This is a genomic window from Bradyrhizobium sp. WSM4874, from assembly GCF_055811835.1.
In genome coordinates, this window is the sequence record NZ_JBVVPR010000001.1 from 178,517 (window position 1) to 195,428 (window position 16,912).

General features: G+C 60.1%; 15 protein-coding genes. 7 read left to right on the forward strand and 8 right to left on the reverse strand.

The genetic code is table 11. From position 1 onward, the window contains the following. Positions 1-24: 24 nt before the first annotated feature. The 3 genes from AC0L3P_RS00850 to AC0L3P_RS00860 are packed head-to-tail and all read right to left on the reverse strand — an operon-like array spanning position 25 to position 2,942. The gene (locus tag AC0L3P_RS00850; protein WP_473300809.1) at positions 25-252 is read right to left on the reverse strand and encodes a DUF6065 family protein; all 228 of its coding nucleotides are present in this window, start codon (positions 250-252) and stop codon (positions 25-27) included. Continuing rightward, positions 206-517: a DUF6065 family protein gene (locus AC0L3P_RS00855; RefSeq protein WP_473300810.1), complete on the reverse strand. Its 312-nt coding sequence runs from the start codon at positions 515-517 to the stop codon at positions 206-208. Before AC0L3P_RS00855 ends, AC0L3P_RS00850 begins: the two co-directional genes overlap by 47 nt. A gap of 28 nt (positions 518-545) precedes the next feature. Continuing rightward, positions 546-2,942 carry an autotransporter domain-containing protein gene (locus AC0L3P_RS00860; RefSeq protein ID WP_473300811.1) on the reverse strand — a complete coding sequence of 799 codons (2,397 nt, stop codon included), beginning with the start codon at positions 2,940-2,942 and terminating at the stop codon, positions 546-548. A 343-nt stretch (positions 2,943-3,285) separates the two neighbouring features. Here AC0L3P_RS00860 and AC0L3P_RS00865 point away from each other — a divergent pair, with 343 nt between their 5' ends. Continuing rightward, positions 3,286-3,606, forward strand: a complete 321-nt coding sequence (locus AC0L3P_RS00865) for a hypothetical protein (RefSeq protein ID WP_275168283.1) — start codon at positions 3,286-3,288, stop codon at positions 3,604-3,606. A 752-nt stretch (positions 3,607-4,358) separates the two neighbouring features. On the opposite strand, the gene AC0L3P_RS00870 is transcribed toward AC0L3P_RS00865, so the two are convergent. Together AC0L3P_RS00870 and AC0L3P_RS00875 are read right to left on the reverse strand one after the other, a co-directional pair. Beyond that, on the reverse strand, positions 4,359-6,032 hold the full coding sequence (locus AC0L3P_RS00870; RefSeq protein WP_275168282.1) for a tetratricopeptide repeat protein: 1,674 nt from the start codon (positions 6,030-6,032) through the stop codon (positions 4,359-4,361). Positions 6,033-6,123: 91 nt separating this feature from the next. Further along, complete coding sequence (locus tag AC0L3P_RS00875) at positions 6,124-6,297, reverse strand: hypothetical protein (RefSeq protein ID WP_275168281.1); 174 nt, start codon at positions 6,295-6,297, stop codon at positions 6,124-6,126. A 636-nt stretch (positions 6,298-6,933) separates the two neighbouring features. Between AC0L3P_RS00875 and AC0L3P_RS00880 the strand changes: the two genes are divergently transcribed. From AC0L3P_RS00880 to AC0L3P_RS00890, 3 genes are all read left to right on the forward strand, one after another. Further along, on the forward strand, positions 6,934-7,791 hold the full coding sequence (locus tag AC0L3P_RS00880) for a helix-turn-helix domain-containing protein (protein ID WP_275168280.1): 858 nt from the start codon (positions 6,934-6,936) through the stop codon (positions 7,789-7,791). A 161-nt stretch (positions 7,792-7,952) separates the two neighbouring features. Next, positions 7,953-8,213: a hypothetical protein gene (locus AC0L3P_RS00885; protein WP_275168279.1), complete on the forward strand. Its 261-nt coding sequence runs from the start codon at positions 7,953-7,955 to the stop codon at positions 8,211-8,213. A gap of 1,170 nt (positions 8,214-9,383) precedes the next feature. Then, positions 9,384-9,905 carry a hypothetical protein gene (locus AC0L3P_RS00890; protein WP_342761023.1) on the forward strand — a complete coding sequence of 174 codons (522 nt, stop codon included), beginning with the start codon at positions 9,384-9,386 and terminating at the stop codon, positions 9,903-9,905. Positions 9,906-10,734: 829 nt separating this feature from the next. On the opposite strand, the gene AC0L3P_RS00895 is transcribed toward AC0L3P_RS00890, so the two are convergent. The 3 genes from AC0L3P_RS00895 to AC0L3P_RS00905 are packed head-to-tail and all read right to left on the reverse strand — an operon-like array spanning position 10,735 to position 13,329. Next, positions 10,735-11,730, reverse strand: coding sequence for an ABC transporter substrate-binding protein (locus tag AC0L3P_RS00895; protein WP_275168278.1), 996 nt, complete (start codon positions 11,728-11,730; stop codon positions 10,735-10,737). Between the two features lie 22 nt (positions 11,731-11,752). Continuing rightward, complete coding sequence (locus AC0L3P_RS00900; RefSeq protein ID WP_275168277.1) at positions 11,753-12,562, reverse strand: ABC transporter ATP-binding protein; 810 nt, start codon at positions 12,560-12,562, stop codon at positions 11,753-11,755. Continuing rightward, the gene (locus tag AC0L3P_RS00905; RefSeq protein ID WP_275168276.1) at positions 12,559-13,329 is read right to left on the reverse strand and encodes an ABC transporter permease; all 771 of its coding nucleotides are present in this window, start codon (positions 13,327-13,329) and stop codon (positions 12,559-12,561) included. The genes AC0L3P_RS00900 and AC0L3P_RS00905 overlap by 4 nt, the downstream gene beginning before the upstream one ends. Before the next feature lie 105 nt (positions 13,330-13,434). On the opposite strand from AC0L3P_RS00905, the gene AC0L3P_RS00910 reads away from it, so the two are divergent. The 3 genes from AC0L3P_RS00910 to AC0L3P_RS00920 are packed head-to-tail and all read left to right on the forward strand — an operon-like array spanning position 13,435 to position 16,908. Then, positions 13,435-14,562, forward strand: coding sequence for a mandelate racemase/muconate lactonizing enzyme family protein (locus AC0L3P_RS00910; protein WP_275168275.1), 1,128 nt, complete (start codon positions 13,435-13,437; stop codon positions 14,560-14,562). After that, a complete protein-coding gene (locus AC0L3P_RS00915) occupies positions 14,562-16,157 on the forward strand; it encodes a GMC family oxidoreductase (RefSeq protein WP_275168274.1) in 1,596 nt (531 codons plus the stop codon). The genes AC0L3P_RS00910 and AC0L3P_RS00915 overlap by 1 nt, the downstream gene beginning before the upstream one ends. 28 nt (positions 16,158-16,185) lie before the next feature. Next, positions 16,186-16,908 (forward strand): GntR family transcriptional regulator, encoded by a 723-nt coding sequence (locus AC0L3P_RS00920; RefSeq protein WP_275168273.1) that lies wholly within the window; start codon positions 16,186-16,188, stop codon positions 16,906-16,908. Positions 16,909-16,912 lie beyond the last annotated feature (4 nt).

Below are 16,912 nucleotides of genomic sequence, written 5' to 3' on the forward strand. Positions count from 1 at the left end.
CACAATACCGTCGAGCGTGCAGCTTTAATCCCTTACCTTGAAATCCTTCACCCGAAGGCGGCTTCGGTGGTCCGCACGCGCTTCCTCGCCAGACGGATTGAGGCCACGAAAATATGCCTTCTGCCAGCGCTGCTGCGTTGCTTCCGATCCCGGCTGCTGCAAGTCGCTATTGAAGGCGCTGCGACCGTCAGACCATAGCTTGTATTCACGCTCGGTCGAAACCGGGATCCGTGCGAAACAGGCAGGGGACATGGAACGTCAAAACGCCATGACCGAAATGGCTCACGGCGGGCGCCACTGTGCCGAGATCAGGTTTGATCCGAATGGTCTCCTTGTGGTTGAGCCCGTCCCAGCGCGCCGAGAACCCGGACGGGCAGAGCAGTTCCCAGCCGTGAGCATTTGCGATGTTCAGCGGCAGGCAGCGATACGCGAACCGCTGGTCGCTGGCATCCATCCAGTCGCGTTCGAGCGGAGCAGGACGGATGTCCAGTTCATGTCCGTCGAGCGTGTAGGCCACAAGCTTCGGCATCGATCCTGCTATTGTCTCATTGCGCGAACCAGCCGGTAGCTCCATTTGGCGCACCGGTGAATTTGTAGCTCAACCCTAGGCGAATGACGTCGTCGCTCAATTTGGCCGAATGTGTCCATGCAAATGGGCTCAGCGCACCGACATTCTGTGGTGCCGGGGCGCTGCGATCGCCGAGGTCGACGTGAAGATACTCGAACTTGGCCGTCCACGGGCCGCTCACAACGGTTTCCCAGCCGAAGCCCGCCGTCCAGCCCGGCTTCACGCGCGAGTCAGCCCCCGCAAATCGAAAGCCGGAGAAGCCAGGGAAATCCGCCGCGGTCGCAAAGGCAAACTCCGCATACGCCAAGCCCGCGGTCACGTAGAACATGTTCGAAGGGTTGGCCAGGAACCCGAGGCGTCCGCGGATGGTCCCGAGATAGTTCGATCGAAAGCTGTTCTCCCAGGTGTTGTTGACTCCCGGCGCCAGCGGGAATGGTCCGCGCAGCTCCGACGATTGCAGATCGGTGTAGTTCAAATCTGTTTCGAGCCCGACGACCGTCTTGCCATACTGCACATTGCAGGAGACGCCTCCGCCGGCCGTAGCCCCGCCTTTGCGTCGAGCGGCGTTCGAGCCCGCCTGCTGGGTTGCAAGTTGGGGGAGAGTTCCGGTGATCTGAGCAAACTCAACGACGGCTCCATTCGGCGCCGAAGAGAATTCGGCATTGGCCGAACCATAGCCGGCGTTCACGCCGATGCTGCAGCCGGTCCAGCTATACGGCAGAATCGGCTTGGCCTTGACCGGCATGAAGGCAGCAAACGCCGAGCTCGCCTCGTCGAACCGCATGCGAAAATGCGCCTTCGCCTCCCACGCATCGATCCCGGGCGTAAAGAAGGACAGATAGCCGCCTGAGAGCCACAACTCAGCCTGGGATCCGAGCCGGGTCCGGACGCCGCCGCGCAATTGCCCGTGCAAGCGCGAGAGCTCGATATCCGTGCCGTTGATCGTTGTGATGGTGTTGACCAGTTGCTGCGTGTCGTACCGCAATGTGGCCTGGACGAACGGCTGCAGCATAAATCGGGAATCAAGACCGAAATCCCGGTTGAGCTCCACCGAGCCTTCCACATGGCCCCAGCTATAGGCCTGGCCGGGGATGGAAAATCCCTGACCGCTCGTGACACCCGAGACGTCGTCGTGAGCATGAAAAACCGTAAATCGAGGCAGGACACGCATCCAGGGCGTATCGATGATCTGGGTGATGCTCGAGGACAGGAAGACGCGGTCGACGGGCATATTGGCGCCGTGCCCGAAAGCGTCGAAGGCGCGATCGAGTCGCGCGTACCCAAGCCAGGCATCGAACAGCGTTGTTGGGGTGATGAGCCATCCCAGATAAGGCCCGCCGCCAATTCCCGATTGGTAAATCGACGCATTCAGTCCGTCATACGTGACTTTGGTGCTTTCCGGATTGAGCGCGATACCCGCAATGAGGTCCGGGCCGACACGATAGTCGAGCCCGTACGTGAGTTCCGACAGCGTGCCCTGCGACGTGAGCCCGACGACCCGGTCGGTGAAATTGACCTGGCGCGGCGTGACCCATGCGTGCCAACCGTGGCCCATCGATGCCGAGGTCGGACTGTTGGCAACGCTTGCGTACTGGTTGAACCCGGCCAGGATCGCGTCCGAGAGGAAGTAGCTGCGCGCAAAATCCGTCCCCAATGCGCGTGCGAAATTCGCATGCGGCACCGGCATCGGCGGCGGAGGTGGAGGTGGCCCGGGTGGTGCTGGCGGCGGCGGTGGCCCCGGCGGAGGTGGCGGAGGCGGTGGTGAGGGCGGTGACGGCGGCGGGAATGGCCCGAAATCTGGAAACGGTATGAAGCCGTTCCAGTGCCGTGGAAGCCGCGGAATTGGCGGCGGCGGCGGCCCCGGCGGTGGTGGCCCCGGTGGAGGCGGCGGCGGTGATGGCGGCGATATGGAACACAACTGGTTGGTGAATGCATTCACCTCGTTCGAAAGGGACTTTTCACCGAGCAGCGGTCCCAGGGCACTGCCATAGGCCCTGAACTTCTCATGATCATCGAATGACGGGGGGAATACTTCGATGGCCGGGTCTGTCCTCATGTCGAGGAAGGTCGGCCCGCCGGTCAGCGTTCCGCTCTTGCTGAAGCGCCACATGAAACCGATTTGCGGATCGCCTTGTACGCTGCTCGCATTGATGCAGTAATCATTCGTTGCGGGCGGGTAGCCATCGTATCGAAGGTGGATGCGATCCGCCGCAACCGCGACCTGGCCGTAGGCGAGCGTTACCGCCGTTCCCAATAGCAACGAGCGGAACCGCCACAGGTCGGCGGGGAAGCACAAGCGCTGCGGGTCGAATGCGACCGGATCTCCGGCTGGCGTTACCGAAGGCGAAGCCGATTGAATTCGCGGTACATCCATCCGCGGTCTCCAAAGCCAGCCCGATTCAACTCTAGTATTCGTCGATAGAATTTTCAGCCGCGAAAATGCGGCGCGAGGGATTGCCACTACAGATTGTCTGCCGGTGTTGTACCGCGCAACTTCTCGTTACAATTGCTGATATTGCCACGTCGTCGACGGCCGACGTCCGCCGCGGCAAAGACGCTGCGGCGTGGGAACGCAAAGCACTCTCGACGTGCGGATCCTTCGTTGACGTCGTCAAGCAGCCAAGTTCTTCGCTCCAGGCCCGGTCTGGTGGTTCTCACAGACAAAGCCTAAGCCGAAGCAGATGGGACAGTTGAGATGGAAGCGCAGGCGACGCGATGTGGCTGCGCAGCAGTACGGTTTCATCAAGCACGCCAACGCGCCCGAGACAGTCCATCCCAGCCTGTGGCGGCAATCCCGGCTCATCAACATCTCCGCCCTGTTCGAGATAGTGGAAGGCATCTATCAGGTCCGCAACCAGGACCAGTCCAACATGACGATCATCGAGGGCAGCGAAGGCATCACGATCGTCGATCCGCTGGTCTCGGCGGAGACGGCGAAGGTCGCCCTTGCGATATTGTCCCTAGTAGGACGGAACCTAGTCCCCAATCAACGAACCTCAATGAGAGCGCGGCAAATGGCTCGCTGTGAGTTGTTCTGATACATGGCCAGACCCTTCGGGCCGACCAGTTAGACGCCATGAATGCTCTTGGCATTATACGTCACTTTTCCCCAGCCAACGACTTTGATTCGTTCGGGCGCAGTTTTGTCCATCCAGCAGTCCGGGTTGATTTCACTCGAAACAATTCTCGCGATTTGTCTAAACCTCTGGGAGCGAATTCCTCGGCAAGCCGACGACCCTGTTCTTCTTTGGACGCCGTTTTCGACATGACCAACCGCAGCGCGGGTTGACGCCTCCATGCAGCGGTTCCGTAGGACCGGTGCGAACATGTCCGTATCTTGATCGCCTCTGTTCTTGAAGCAAACTTTCGAGGGCTAAGCTGCCGGTTGAGCCGGTGGGATGGGCTATCCAAGAAGCAACGGATCAAGGGAGAGGATGATGTTGAATGCAAGAACACTGAGCACTTTAGGCCTACTTGTGCTGGCGCTTGGCAGTGCCCGTCCAGCCGATGCTGCGCCAAAGAAAGATACCGACGCAATCCGTGCTGAATGTTTCAGACAGGCGAACGAAGCTGCCTCGGCTGCTGCCGGCAGCATGACAAGCGGAGCCACGGCCATGCGAAACTCCGCAGGCTATTCCGCCTACCGCGATTGCGCGCGTAAGAACGGGATTCGCCCGTAACCGTGCCCAGTCCCTTCACGGCTGACAGAGGGCCGCCGACAGGCGGTCTTTTGCCGGCGCGAACCAAAGCGAACAGGCCGCGTTTGACCGGATTGAAAGTTCTGCCCGGGTCAATGTGACCGCGCCTTGCGCAGGCCAGTCGTGAGAGCGTCAACAACTTGATCAGCCGCGCCATTGCGGCGAAGAAAACCTGCGGGATCGCTCGCCAATGGTTCATGTCGCGACAGCTTTGCAAGTGCGACCTCAGCGTCGTCGCGACGATCCAGTTCTGCATTCGCGATCGCGATCAATAACTGGCTGAACCCCGTATCGCTCAACGCCGCCTGTTCGGCTACATGCAGCATCTGCTCATACTGGCCTTGGATATACAGATCAACGGCGATGAAATGAAAATACCAGGGCGGAGGGCTCAACGAGCCTTCTATCGCCCGCTTGAGCAGTGGGACGCCCTCGGCAAAGTTTCCTCGGATCGAGAGCCGCCAACCGAACTGGCCGAGCGCATCGGGATCGTTCGGATTGAGTCGGATCGCTTGTCGGCTAATGCGATCACTTTCTTCATAGCGGCCCAAAAAATGATAAGTCGCGGCAAGGGCTTTCAGCGCAAGGGGACTATTTTGCTGGAGCTTGACCGCGCGCGACGTTGCTTCCAGAGCTTCGGCGTATTCCTTTTGAGTATTGCCGGCCCCGGTGTAGCCCAGGCGTCCCGCGTGAACATGCAGCCATCCGAGCATCGCCCATGCGTCACTGTATCGGGGATCCCGTCGAACGGTTTCCTTGAGACACTCCATGACAGGAGCGAAAAGCGCATGCGAGAAAGTGCGCTGATATTCATAAGCCCGCAACACGCAGTTGTAGCTTGCCATGCTGCGCGGGGACGGGCTGTTGCGAATGTCGTTCCGCAGCACGCCCGACGGTTGGCCGATGAGACCCGCAATTTCGCCCGCGAGTTCCTTTTGAGTCTCCATGAGCAATCGGGGATCGGCCGATCGGGTGTATGTTCGCGCCCAAACTATCTCCCTGTTGCTCGCGTTTGATACAGTTGTCGTCACCCGCACTTCGTCGGCATTAGTTTGCACGCTTCCGCTGATGGCGTAGACAACGTCAAGGCCGTTGCCGAATTGCGCGGCGGCTGAACTCGGGGGCTGGCCGCCACCTGTCGGCGAGGTGAAAAGCCGAAAGCCTTCAAACTGAATCAGATTGCTGGTCAATTCTTGACCAATGCCCGCGGCGAAATGGCGCGCACTTTCTCCAGGGCTCAGTGCCTCAAACGGCATGAGGAGGACCGCAGGCTCGCGCGAGGATACAAGCGGGGGCGATCGTGGCATCCAAATCCACAGCGCGGCGAGCCCAATGGACAGAATGGCCGCCGAGGCGGCAGCGATCAGCACTCTCCAAGAGAGGTCGGACCTCCTTGGATCGCGGACGCGCTTCGCGCCGTTCACTTGCGCAGTATCAGCAGACATCAACGGCGGTACGGGCGAGCGGGCGAACCACCCGAAATAAGGAACATACGATCCCTTGGGGACGACAATACGCACGGCATCGTCTCGTCCGGCGCCTACATAGTAGCTGTCCAAGTCTCGCCGCAAGCGGCGCGCCTCGAGACGGACGACCGGATCAGCTTGAGGATCGAACGTCTCCTTGCGGCCGAATACGGCCAAGGCAACAGTATAGCCCTTCAGGCTATCGCCACGGCCGGCAAGCGTCTCCTCGACAATAAAGCGCAGGAATGCGCGACGACGCTCGCTGGCCGGGAAGTGCTGGCTAGAGAGAATGCATTCCAACTCGGCACGTACGTGTGTTGGCGGGACCTCTGCGTCCTCGCGAGCCACGACGTCCACAGAACCGCTTCCCGGCTCGGGAGACAAGGGTACATCACGCATTAGACTGGCGAGCCCATGATTGCTCGACGAAACGATAATTTTTACCAGCGCTTTTTGCTGCGCGGCGATCGGCTTTTCCGTGCTTTTTCGTCGGATCCTGGAGAGCGGCGATGAAGACGTCGGCGGCCCGCGTCCCCGTTACAGTGACAGAGAAGCTGCCAGCCATGTGCGAACGCTAGATTCACCGCCCTAAAAGCCTTGTCGTCGGCGATCGCTGAATACCCGACGCAATCCAGGCCTTTGCCAAGCGGAGGGACGTAGTAGGGCCGCGTCAGCCAGGCGGTCTTGCCTTGGGGCGATCCGTCTTCCATGGAGCAAATTGGCAAGAGGGCCACAGGCCAAGGCACATTCCGACTCCTCGTTAGCGTGAGCGCCGCCGCGCCGCCTCGCACTATCCTTGAAAGAAACGCGCCAAATCCGCCTCCAACCGAGGCAGCACGATGCCATTCAAGGAAGAGCTTGCCGCAGGCGAGGTCTGTGCGTGAGCCGGCGACGCTGTCAAGAGTACTGCGCCGACGGCTGCTGCAGCGAGAAGCGAATGCTTCATGACGACTTCTCCATCTTAGAGGAAAAGAATCGTTCCTGGTTCAACCCGCGCCGCACAGCGGCCAGCAACCCGCTGAACCGGCGACAGCAAGCTCCCGCCGATCACGCTCGACAAACGCATTCGACGGCACGTACATCGAGGTAAATAGCGGATTGATTGAATTTGGATACCAAAACTCGCGCAAGATGTCAATGTGCCATTGATGGTCCGTCGGATTTGTGGAACTCTAAGCGCTTACGAGTAGGCTCAATAGCGATGAAAGCACAAAATAGCGTCGCGACGGGAGAGGCTGCACGCCGATTGAATGTCGCGCCCGCAACGATCCAGCGATGGGTCGATAGCGGTCTATTACGCGCAGAACGAACAAACGGCGGTCATCGACGCATACCCGTGGCTGAATTGCGGCGTCTGATCGCATCGATGCGTCCTCCAGAGTTGGCAAAGCCGCTGGCTGCGTGGCTCGATGCTATGCTCACCGGAGATTCACTGCGACTAAAGACGATGTTTCTCGTTGCTCGAGAGCGCTGTGGAGATTGGGCGCAGGTGGCCGACGAGCTTGCGTCGGTCATCGTTGAAATCGGGAGGCTTTGGGAAGCTGGTGATTGCAATGTGTTCCAGGAACATATTGCAAGCGAGGCGTTCCGACGCGCTGCGGCGGCCTGCGTTAATGAAATTTCGTCGGATGGCAACGCCTCACGTGTTGCCATCCTGCAGACTATGCCTGGGGAGCGACACACGTTGGGACTGTCGCTCGCGGAGTTGGTGCTGGTAGAAGCGGGTTTGCAAGTTCACTGGGTCGGCGAAGGCCCGCCCGCGGAAGAACTTGCTCCCCTACTCAAAAAGTTGAAGCCGGACGTTCTTGTCGTCTCGGGGTCTTCATACATGACCCGCCGGGCGACAGCGACTTATCAAGATCACCTGCGTCAAACGCTTACGAGTCGGCGTCTTAAATTGTTTCTGGCGGGAAGTGCGCCATGGGTACCGATGCGGAATGCGCGCCTCGTGGGTTCCTTCCGGGAGCTTCACACATTGCTCGGGCGGCTCCCAGCGAGCAACATGGGGCCAAGAAAGGCGCAGGTGGTCCAGCGTTCAATGCGCACTAAGGAACGGTAATTCGAAGCGCCAAGCGCAAGTAACCATTGAGTGCCCGGCATCATTCTCAGGACCGAGTTTGCGGCCCGAGCTTATCATGTTCTATCTCCTCAAGTGAGGAGCCTCAAATGAGGCGCTGCCGGCAACCAGCATGGGAATTACTTAGCCAGACGACGCCGGAAATGCCTGACGCACACAAGCTTGGTGGCATCGCCAATCTCAGCGTTGGTAACAGCGACGAGATTGACACTTATGTCGATCTCGTCGAAGCGAGCACCGTGCAGGCCTTCCTCGAGGAGCTGAATGCCGGTCGCGTGCAGTTCACCAACATCGACATCGATCGTCGCCCCGCCAGCCATGTTGGGGCGATCGATGATACCGATCGGCTGCGGGTCTTCGTCGATGGCAGGCCCACGCTGCGCGTTGCCGTCCCGCCCCTCTAGCCAGTTATCCCGATCTTCCGTCAGGAAACCGTAAAGGCGTTAAAATTCAGAGAGCTGGAGGCCGTTTCGTCGCCGTGAGTAAACCGGAGCGCGGTCACGACTGCCGCAATAGCCTCAGGGTTCTTCAGAGCCACCGTAGGTCCGCTTCGCCCAGCAAAACCATAATGCGGGATTCCGCCCCTTTAGTGCAACCGGAATCGACTCGCGGCCAGCTGTCCCAATGGCTAAATGCTCAGGGCGAGCCGCTCTTGCGAAACTCGATCAGCGGAGCAGACGGGAAAGCTGCGGCTGGAGACGCTTGAGCCGTTCTCACGGTCCTCCGACTATGAGGCCTCAACGACAGGCCGTACCTTGAGGGGCGCTCGCCGCTTCACGCTGGCCTGCCGTGCGGCGAAGGCCGCAGCGGGAGGTTAAGTCGCTGCGGCCCACGCGTCGTCAAATGAAGCCGGGTTAAAAACACCAAGTGAAATATGCAGCCAGCCCGTAACAAAAAGTTCTGCCGCACCTTTGTCTCTATTGCAAACATAAGTTCGTCGAAACCGAAACCCTCTGTTCCGAGGGCGGAACAATTCTGGTTTCTGCCGCTGCGAAGGCACAGAGACCCGGTCATGGTGGGCTCGGTCGAGACCCGGTTACTGGCATTTCGCTAATAGGACCGACTGCGGACGGCCTTGAGTCCTCAGCCCCTCGCTGAAATTAAGCTTTCCGGCGGGTTCTTTTTGACTGTGCGGGATTGAGCGCGTTCACTCTATAATGTTGATGGAGATGAGGGTGATCAGTTGGTTGTTAGTCATCATAATCGCCGCCAGCGTTGCGGTCCTGATAGCTCCACGCGATTGACGCCATCCGTTCTGAAGCCGAGCGCAGCGGCGGAAAGTGGCGCCTAATCTGATGACGCGGAAACAGTCGGCTTGCTTGTAACGATCGCCCAATTAAAGACGGTCCTAGACTGATGAGAATTGTCGGCAAACCTTATCAGTCAGCAGCAATTGATATTCGGCGAAATCTACGTGGTGGATACTCGACGAGAAGCGCCATGTGTGCGCGTTTCAATTTAACCTGAGTTAAGCAGGACGTCAGCAGAAGCAGGGTGGCCACAAAAATGGCCTTTAGTAGACCAAATTGTTTGTAGCCTCTGCAGGCGGGGCAGGACACGCGTAGGAGTCCTGCATGTTGAAGCTTGTCTTTTTCACTTCGCTTGTTTTCATCACCGGCTCAATCCCATCTGAGGCGCGTCCCTTCCGCAACCAGAAAATCGCCGAATGCAACGTGTCGATGCCGTGTGACTTCTCGTACCTGAACGCTGGTCCCAGGAGCGCACGACGCGCGGGTTGGCTGCAGATGCGCGAACGAGGGACTTCAACTGAAAATGCTTTGAATGCATTTGCGAGCGCGAGTGAGCCCGAGGGCAGCGTGATCGGTGGTCGTCCGGCCGGATGCCCGCCCTCATATTGCGGTTGTGGCGCCGCGATCCTTGCGTTCGGTCGGGTCATTCCGGAGTTGAACGTTGCGGCGAATTGGCTCCGTTTGCCCCGTACACGCCTGCACCGGGAATGGTCGCTGCACGCCACGGCCACGTGTTTGTATTGGAACAGCACGTTGGGGGCGACATGTGGATGGCGTACGACGCCAACTCTGGCGGGCATGCAACACGCGTTCATGCTCGCTCATTGCGCGGATATACAGTCGTGAATCCGCACGCGACCTAATCGGGGAACCCATCCTTAATGCGGCGCTCTCAGCAACGAAGCCTCTGTCTCGGAATTGGTCAGGCGTTCGCGCGCAAATGATAGGCGCCGGATGATGCCAATCTGGCAATACGGTTGCTACTGATTACCGGCTGGTGAGTCCTTGGGGGATTGGATTCCCACGCCGCCGCAAGTCGGGCGCTTTTGAGCTGGCCGTCGTCGGAGCGACGAGCCATCCCAGATGCTGCGCCTCCATCGTGACGCTCACATTTCTACGACTCTGACTGTGGCGCAAGAGAGCAACACTCCGCAGGGCTACAAATGTTAATTTGCGCAGCTACCGCGAGTCAGGCCACCTCCGTGCAATGAACCACCAGGTACGGAGGTAGCAATGAAGGTCGCGTCTGCCGTTTTGTTCCTGATCACGATGAGCTCTGACGCGTATGCCGCACGCCAACACAGGCCCGGAGACCGGATCTCCTGCTCGGAAGTCAGATACTACGTAGCAAGGTATTCAGCAGCCCTGGCTGAAATGTATGCCCGTAGTCAGGGTACTACCGACGTCCAGATAGAGCGGGCGCGGCGTTGCTTGTCTTCGAACAAGACGGCCGAAACAGGGCAACAGCGATCCTACAGTGAATGAGAAGGGCCAATGAAGCCGCAGCTGTGGTCGCTTAGTTATGCAAAAGAGGCGGTTTCGCCGCCAGTAGGCTCCAAGTAAACCGAAGCCATATCATCGACTGATTAGCTTTCGCACGGAAGCCTATTTTATGATGTAGAGAGCGCGGGTGCTACGGCTCCTTGCAACGGAGCCGCCAGCTTCCGCGATAAGATCACACGATTGTTTTTAGATACAGACTGGGGTCGAAATATTTGCTTGCCGGCGTGAAATCCTTGATGCCTGCATTGGCCATGAAGAAATCCGTAGATTGCTGCAGCCAGTTGGTGACCGTCCCGTCTGAATACATGCGCTTCCAGTCCTTGGACGTGAACATCTTCTGGGCCTTAAATGACTCGTTGATGTCCGCCAGCGGTGTTTGGCTATAGTGGTCCTTTTGCAGTTTATCCATTGCTTCGGTACTGTTCGCGATGATGTAGTCATTGGCATCCGCCCAACCACGGATGAGCTTCGCCAGCGTTTCCTTGTTTGGCTCGTAATAATCGTTGGCCGCCGCCCAGCCGCCGATGATAGCGGCCTTTGGATAGTAGGCTGATGCATCGGCGAGCTTGACCGCGCCTGGCACCTTGTCGCGAACCGTGACGTTGAAGGGTACCCAAAGAGCGACGGCCGGTACCGCGCCGGAGATAAAGGCGGTCACGGCGGCTGGCATGGTCTGGTTAACGAGTTCGACCTCCCTCGGATCGACCTTGTTGGCGCGAAGCGCGGTATCCAAGAACACATGCGCGGTGGTACCGGTCGCGGTCGCGATCCGCTTGCCCTTAAGGTCCTCAAACGACTTGATGCCCTGGTCGCCGCGAACCCAGAGCTGTGCCGTCGCGACCTCAATGTCGTTGATCAGGAACACCTTGCCCTGACCCCGGGCCGGGAAGTTCGAAAGCACGGCGCCGGTTGCCAGCACGTCGAGGCTGCCGCCGATCAGCGCCTGGAAGATCTCCAAGCCGGTGTTGAATTGTCGCAGCTCGAGATCGAGGCCCTGCTTTTCGAAGGAACCGCGATCCATGCCGGTCCAGATCTGGCCATCGACGGCGACAGTGTGAAGATAACCGACGCGGACCTTCGTTTTCGCTTGCGCGATCGCCGGTGCCGAGGCCGTGAAGGTGCCAAGCGCAAGGCCCGCCGTCGTGCCCAGAAATTGTCTGCGATCCATGGTGTATCCTCCAGTTTGCTTGTTATTCCGAGAATGATGCCGGACGCATTTGCGCCTGCTGGGCGCGATACTCGTCCATCACCAGTTGCTTGATGTAGCTTCGCAGCTCGCCGAATTCGGGCCGCTCCTGGATCGATTCATCGCGCGGATAGGCGAACGGCACGTCGATGATCTCCCTGATCCGTGCCGGCCGGGCGGTCACCACGACGATTCGGGAGGCGAGATAGATCGCCTCTTCCACGGAGTGGGTGATCAGCATGACCGTCTTGCCTTCAGTCTCAAGCACCTTGAGCAGCAGGTTCTGCATGTTGGAACGGGTCTGGGCATCGAGTGCGCCAAACGGCTCATCCATCAGCAGGAACTGCGGCTTGACAGCGTAGGCACGCGCGATCGCGAGCCGCTGACGCATGCCGCCGGACAAATGCTTGGGATAGGAGCTGGCGAAGTCGGACAATCCCATCAGACCCAGATAGTGATCGCAGATGGCATCGCGCTCGCCTGCCGCGACGCGGTTGGCGCTGAGCGTCAGGCCGAAAGCGATGTTCTGCTTCACAGTCAGCCACGGGAAGACTCCATACTCCTGAAAGATGACGCCGCGCTCGGGTCCGGGACCCGCGACGGGACGTCCGTCGAACAGCACATTTCCGGTCGTCGGCCTCTGGAAACCCGCGAGCATGCTCATCATCGTGGTCTTGCCACAGCCGGAGGGCCCGATCACGGCGATGAAGTCGCCATCGTTGATGTCGTAGCTGACGTCCTCGACGACGTTGAGCCGGCCCTTCGGAGTCTCAAAAGACAACGAAACGTTTTCGAATCGCGCACGCTTCGTCATGCGACGACCCGATCCTGCCACACCAACAGCCGCGCCGTGATCCTGCGCAGGATCATGTCCATGATCAGAGCGATGAGGCCGATGCAAATGATGCCGACATAAATGACATCGAGCAGGAAATAGGTCGAGGCATTCTGGATCATCGCACCAAGTCCGCGCTGGGCCGCGATCAGCTCGGATGCAACGAGAGTCGCCCACGCCACACCCAATGCGACCCGCAACGCGGTGAGGATATGCGGGACGGTGAGGGGAATGATGACCTTGCGGAAGATTTCCGCCTGACTCGCGCCGAGCGTCTGCGCTACGCGGATGTAGAGGGGCGTGATCTGCGAGACGCCTTCATACATCACGATCACGCCGGAGAAGAATGAGGCGTAGAACAGGATGACCAGTTTTGCGACCTCGTCCACGCCGAAATAGACAATCACCAGCGGGATCAGCGCGATTGGTGGCAGCGCGCGGAAAAAGTTGATCATCGGGTCGGCGAAGGTGCGGGCCGGGCGATACCAGCCGAGCAGGAAGCCAACGGGCACCGCTGCAAGAATCCCGAGCGCGACGCCGAAGAAGACGCGTCTGGTCGAGACGAAGATGTCGACGAGGAGGCCTTCCTTCGTGAGGAGCTCGAAGAACTTGGCGGCGACCTGGTGCGGCGCGGGGATCAGCGAGACATTGACGAAGCCGCTCCAGCGCACCGTGTACCAGAGCAGGATTGCACCGACCCACGGAATCAATCCGAGACCAAAGCGTCTTACGCCAGCTCCGTTCATTCGACGCGTCCACCTGGATAGCGGTTGATGTTTTCCAAGTCATATTATAAATAGGATGACCATACAAGAGCGCCTTTGGTCATAGGCATAGCAGGCCTTTTGAGCATGACATCGTCGTCTTTCACCATTCGCAGCCTCCAGGCTTTCGGCTATCGCTATCCGTTGACGACACACGTCACCACCTCGTTCGGGCGGATGGCCGATCGGCCTGCTGTTTTCGTTCGCGTCGAGGATACGGACGGTTACGTGGGTTGGGGCGAGGTGTGGTGCAATTTTCCAGCGCCGGGCGCCGAGCATCGTGTTCGGCTGGTCAACGAGGTGCTCGCGCCGGCCCTTGTCGGATTCAAGGCGCAAGGACCATCAGCTGCTTTCGAGCGCCTGACGCAGGGAACCTCGGTGCTCGCGCTGCAATCCGGCGAAGCGGGTCCCTTCGCGCAGGCGATCGCCGGCATCGATCTTGCTGTCTGGGATCTCCACGCGCGCCGCCAGAACGTTGCGCTGTGGAAGTTGCTCGGCGGATCTCGGAACAGGATCAAGGTCTACGCCAGCGGCATCAATCCGATCGGATCGGAGAAAACGGCGGAGGCAGCGCTTGCACGCGGTTACCGCGCCCTGAAACTGAAGATAGGTTTTGATCCAGCTGTCGACCGCGCCAATCTTGCAGCACTGCGGCGGCTTGTTGGCGAGGGCGTGCTTGCCGCCGACGTCAACCAGGCCTGGACCATCGCTCAGGCGCTTGAGCTTGCTCCGCAGCTGGAGGCCTTCGGCCTCGGCTGGCTCGAGGAGCCGATCCGCGCCGACCGCCCGCGGCAGGAGTGGAAGCAGCTCCGCGAGAAGATCCGCTTTCCGCTCGCCGCCGGCGAGAACATCGCCAGCCACGCCGGATTTGCCGAGGTGCTGGGCGAGCCGGTTCTCGGCGTGGTCCAGCCTGATATCGCGAAATGGGGTGGACTGTCGGCTTGCGAGGGCATCGCCCGCGACATCCTGCAGTCAGGAAAGATGTTCTGTCCGCATTATCTTGGCGCCGGCGTCGGACTTCTTGCATCGGCCCACCTTCTGGCCGGCGTCGGCGGGGACGGGCTGCTGGAAGTCGATTGCAATGAGAACCCGCTCCGCGATCGCTTCTGTGGTCCCGTGCTTGAAGTCCGGGACGGAACGATCGAGCTCGGCGACGGGCCGGGTCTCGGCCTCACGCCTGATCTCGCGTCGATCGAACAGTACCGGACCGCCTGATGTCATCGCACGGCTACGATTACATTATCGTCGGCGCGGGCTCCGCCGGCTGCGTGGTCGCAAACCGGTTATCAGCCGATCCCGCCTGCCGCGTGCTGCTGCTGGAAGCCGGTGGATCGAACCGGAACTTTTGGCTCAGGCTTCCGGTCGGATACTACCGGACCATCTACAACGAACGCTTCTCGCGCCTGTTCAGGACAGAACCATCGGAGGGAAGCGGGGGCCGCGCCATTGTCTGGCCGCGCGGTCGTGTGCTCGGCGGGTCCTCATCGATCAACGGCCTGATCTTCATCCGCGGCCAGCACGAAGATTTTGACGATTGGGACCGCCTCGGCGCCGATGGCTGGAGCTATCGCGAACTCCTGCCTTATTTCCGGCGCTACGAACGCTACCGCGGCGGCGAGAGCCAGTTTCACGGTGGCCTTGGGGAGTTCGAGGTCTCTGATCTCCGCAACGACAATCGGGCATCCAGGGCCTGGGTCGAGGCGGGTGTGCAGTTTGGCCTGCCACCCAATCCCGACTTCAACGGCGCAACCACGCTCGGCGTCGGCACTTACCAGCTCGGCATCGGGCGCCACTGGCGGACCAGCTCCGCCTCCGCGTTTCTGCAACCGGTTGCCGGCCGTCGGAATCTTTCCATCATCACCCATGCGCATGTCAGCAGGGTCGTTTTCAACGGTCACGTCGCGACCGGCGTCGAATGGATTAGCAATGGACAGGTGCACAGCGCAACAGCCGATCGCGAGGTCATCCTGTCGGGTGGGGCCCTGCAGTCGCCGCAGATCCTCCAGCTCTCCGGCGTCGGTCCGGCTGATGTACTGCGCAAGCTCGGCATCCCCGTCGTTTCCGATGCTCCGGAAGTGGGCGCCAATCTTCAGGACCACTATCAAGCTCGGCTGATCGTCCGCCTGAAGGAGCGGATCTCGCTCAACGATCAGGTCCGAAATCCGGTCGAGCTTGCGAAGATGGGCTTGCAGTGGATGCTCGCTGGCAGCGGTCCGTTGACGGTTGGCGCGGGGCAGGTCGGCGGCGCAGCCTGCACGGAATACGCGGTCGGAGGCCGGCCGGACGTGCAGTTCAACGTGATGCCGCTCTCAGTCGACAAGCCCGGTGAGCCGCTGCACAGCTATTCCGGCTTCACCGCCTCGGTTTGGCAATGCCATGGAAAGTCGCGTGGACGGCTTGTGATCAGCTCGACCGATCCGTTCAAGCAGCCGCGCATTGAGCCGAATTATTTTGCCGAGGAAATCGACCGCAAGACCATTGTTGCGGGCCTGAAGATTCTGCGCGAGATTTATCAGCAGAGGGCGTTTCGCACGCTCTGGGACGTCGAGATGGTGCCGGGCGAGGCGGCAAGGGATGATGCCGGGCTGTGGGACTTTGCGCGTAATACCGGGGGCACGGTGTTTCACTGTGTCGGCACCTGTCGCATGGGCAGGGATGCGCAGGCCGTGCTCGATCCGCAGCTGCGCGTGCGCGGCGTCGAGCGGTTGCGGGTGATCGATGCCTCGGTGATGCCGCAGATCACGTCGGCCAACACGAATGCGACCAGCCTGATGATCGGCGAACGCGGTGCCGCGCTGGTCATGGCTTGATCGCGCGGCCTGAATTCCGGAGGGCGAGATGGAATTGAGTTCCGACAGTCACGTCCCCAAGTACGCGCAGATTGCCGACATCTTCCGCCAGCGGATTGCGCGCGGCACCTGGACCCGTGGCTTTCGCCTGCCAGCCAACGAGGACCTTGCGGCCGAGTTCGGCGTGTCGCGCGTCACCATCCGTCAGGCGGTCGAGCTGCTTGCCCGCGACGGCGTGATCGAGGCCCAGCAGGGACGAGGCACGTTTGTCACGGGCACCGTGCGGCAGGATCGCTGGCTTAAGGTCGAGACTACGCTGTCCGATCTCGCCGACATGTACCGCGACACCTCTCCGGAGATCATCAACATCTCGGAGAGCCGCAGCAACGCGCCGCTGCTTGCCGAGGACGGCAAGCCGGCCGAGAAATACGTCTTCATGCGCCGTCTGCACTCACGCGGGAAGCAGCCTTACTGCGTCATTTCCATCTATCTCGACGAGAAGATCTTTCGCAGGTCGCCAAAGCGTTTCCGCAATGAGACCGTGATTCCGATCCTCAACGATCTCAAGGATCCCGCGATCGCCAGCGCCCGTCAGACGCTCACGATTGGCACCGCGGATCTCGAGGCGGCGCGGCTGCTGCGCGTGCCCCTGAACTCTCCCGTGGCCGAAGTCCGTCGCGTCTTCACAACCAGCGACCGCACCGTGATCTATCTCGGCGAAGTCACCTATCGAGGAGATTTCGTGCGTATCGACATGGACCTGCGGCCATAGAGCC

What these genes read in the sequence shown, in the direction of transcription:
- AC0L3P_RS00920 (WP_275168273.1), top strand. Translation starts at nt 16,186, where the DNA reads ATGGAATTGAGTTCCGACAGTCACGTCCCCAAGTACGCGCAGATTGCC.
- AC0L3P_RS00910 (WP_275168275.1), top strand. Translation starts at nt 13,435, where the DNA reads ATGACATCGTCGTCTTTCACCATTCGCAGCCTCCAGGCTTTCGGCTAT.
- AC0L3P_RS00885 (WP_275168279.1), top strand. Translation starts at nt 7,953, where the DNA reads ATGCCTGACGCACACAAGCTTGGTGGCATCGCCAATCTCAGCGTTGGT.
- AC0L3P_RS00890 (WP_342761023.1), top strand. Translation starts at nt 9,384, where the DNA reads ATGTTGAAGCTTGTCTTTTTCACTTCGCTTGTTTTCATCACCGGCTCA.
- AC0L3P_RS00900 (WP_275168277.1), bottom strand. Translation starts at nt 12,562, where the DNA reads ATGACGAAGCGTGCGCGATTCGAAAACGTTTCGTTGTCTTTTGAGACT.
- AC0L3P_RS00875 (WP_275168281.1), bottom strand. Translation starts at nt 6,297, where the DNA reads ATGGCTGGCAGCTTCTCTGTCACTGTAACGGGGACGCGGGCCGCCGAC.
- AC0L3P_RS00880 (WP_275168280.1), top strand. Translation starts at nt 6,934, where the DNA reads ATGAAAGCACAAAATAGCGTCGCGACGGGAGAGGCTGCACGCCGATTG.
- AC0L3P_RS00895 (WP_275168278.1), bottom strand. Translation starts at nt 11,730, where the DNA reads ATGGATCGCAGACAATTTCTGGGCACGACGGCGGGCCTTGCGCTTGGC.
- AC0L3P_RS00850 (WP_473300809.1), bottom strand. Translation starts at nt 252, where the DNA reads ATGTCCCCTGCCTGTTTCGCACGGATCCCGGTTTCGACCGAGCGTGAA.
- AC0L3P_RS00915 (WP_275168274.1), top strand. Translation starts at nt 14,562, where the DNA reads ATGTCATCGCACGGCTACGATTACATTATCGTCGGCGCGGGCTCCGCC.
- AC0L3P_RS00860 (WP_473300811.1), bottom strand. Translation starts at nt 2,942, where the DNA reads ATGGATGTACCGCGAATTCAATCGGCTTCGCCTTCGGTAACGCCAGCC.
- AC0L3P_RS00905 (WP_275168276.1), bottom strand. Translation starts at nt 13,329, where the DNA reads ATGAACGGAGCTGGCGTAAGACGCTTTGGTCTCGGATTGATTCCGTGG.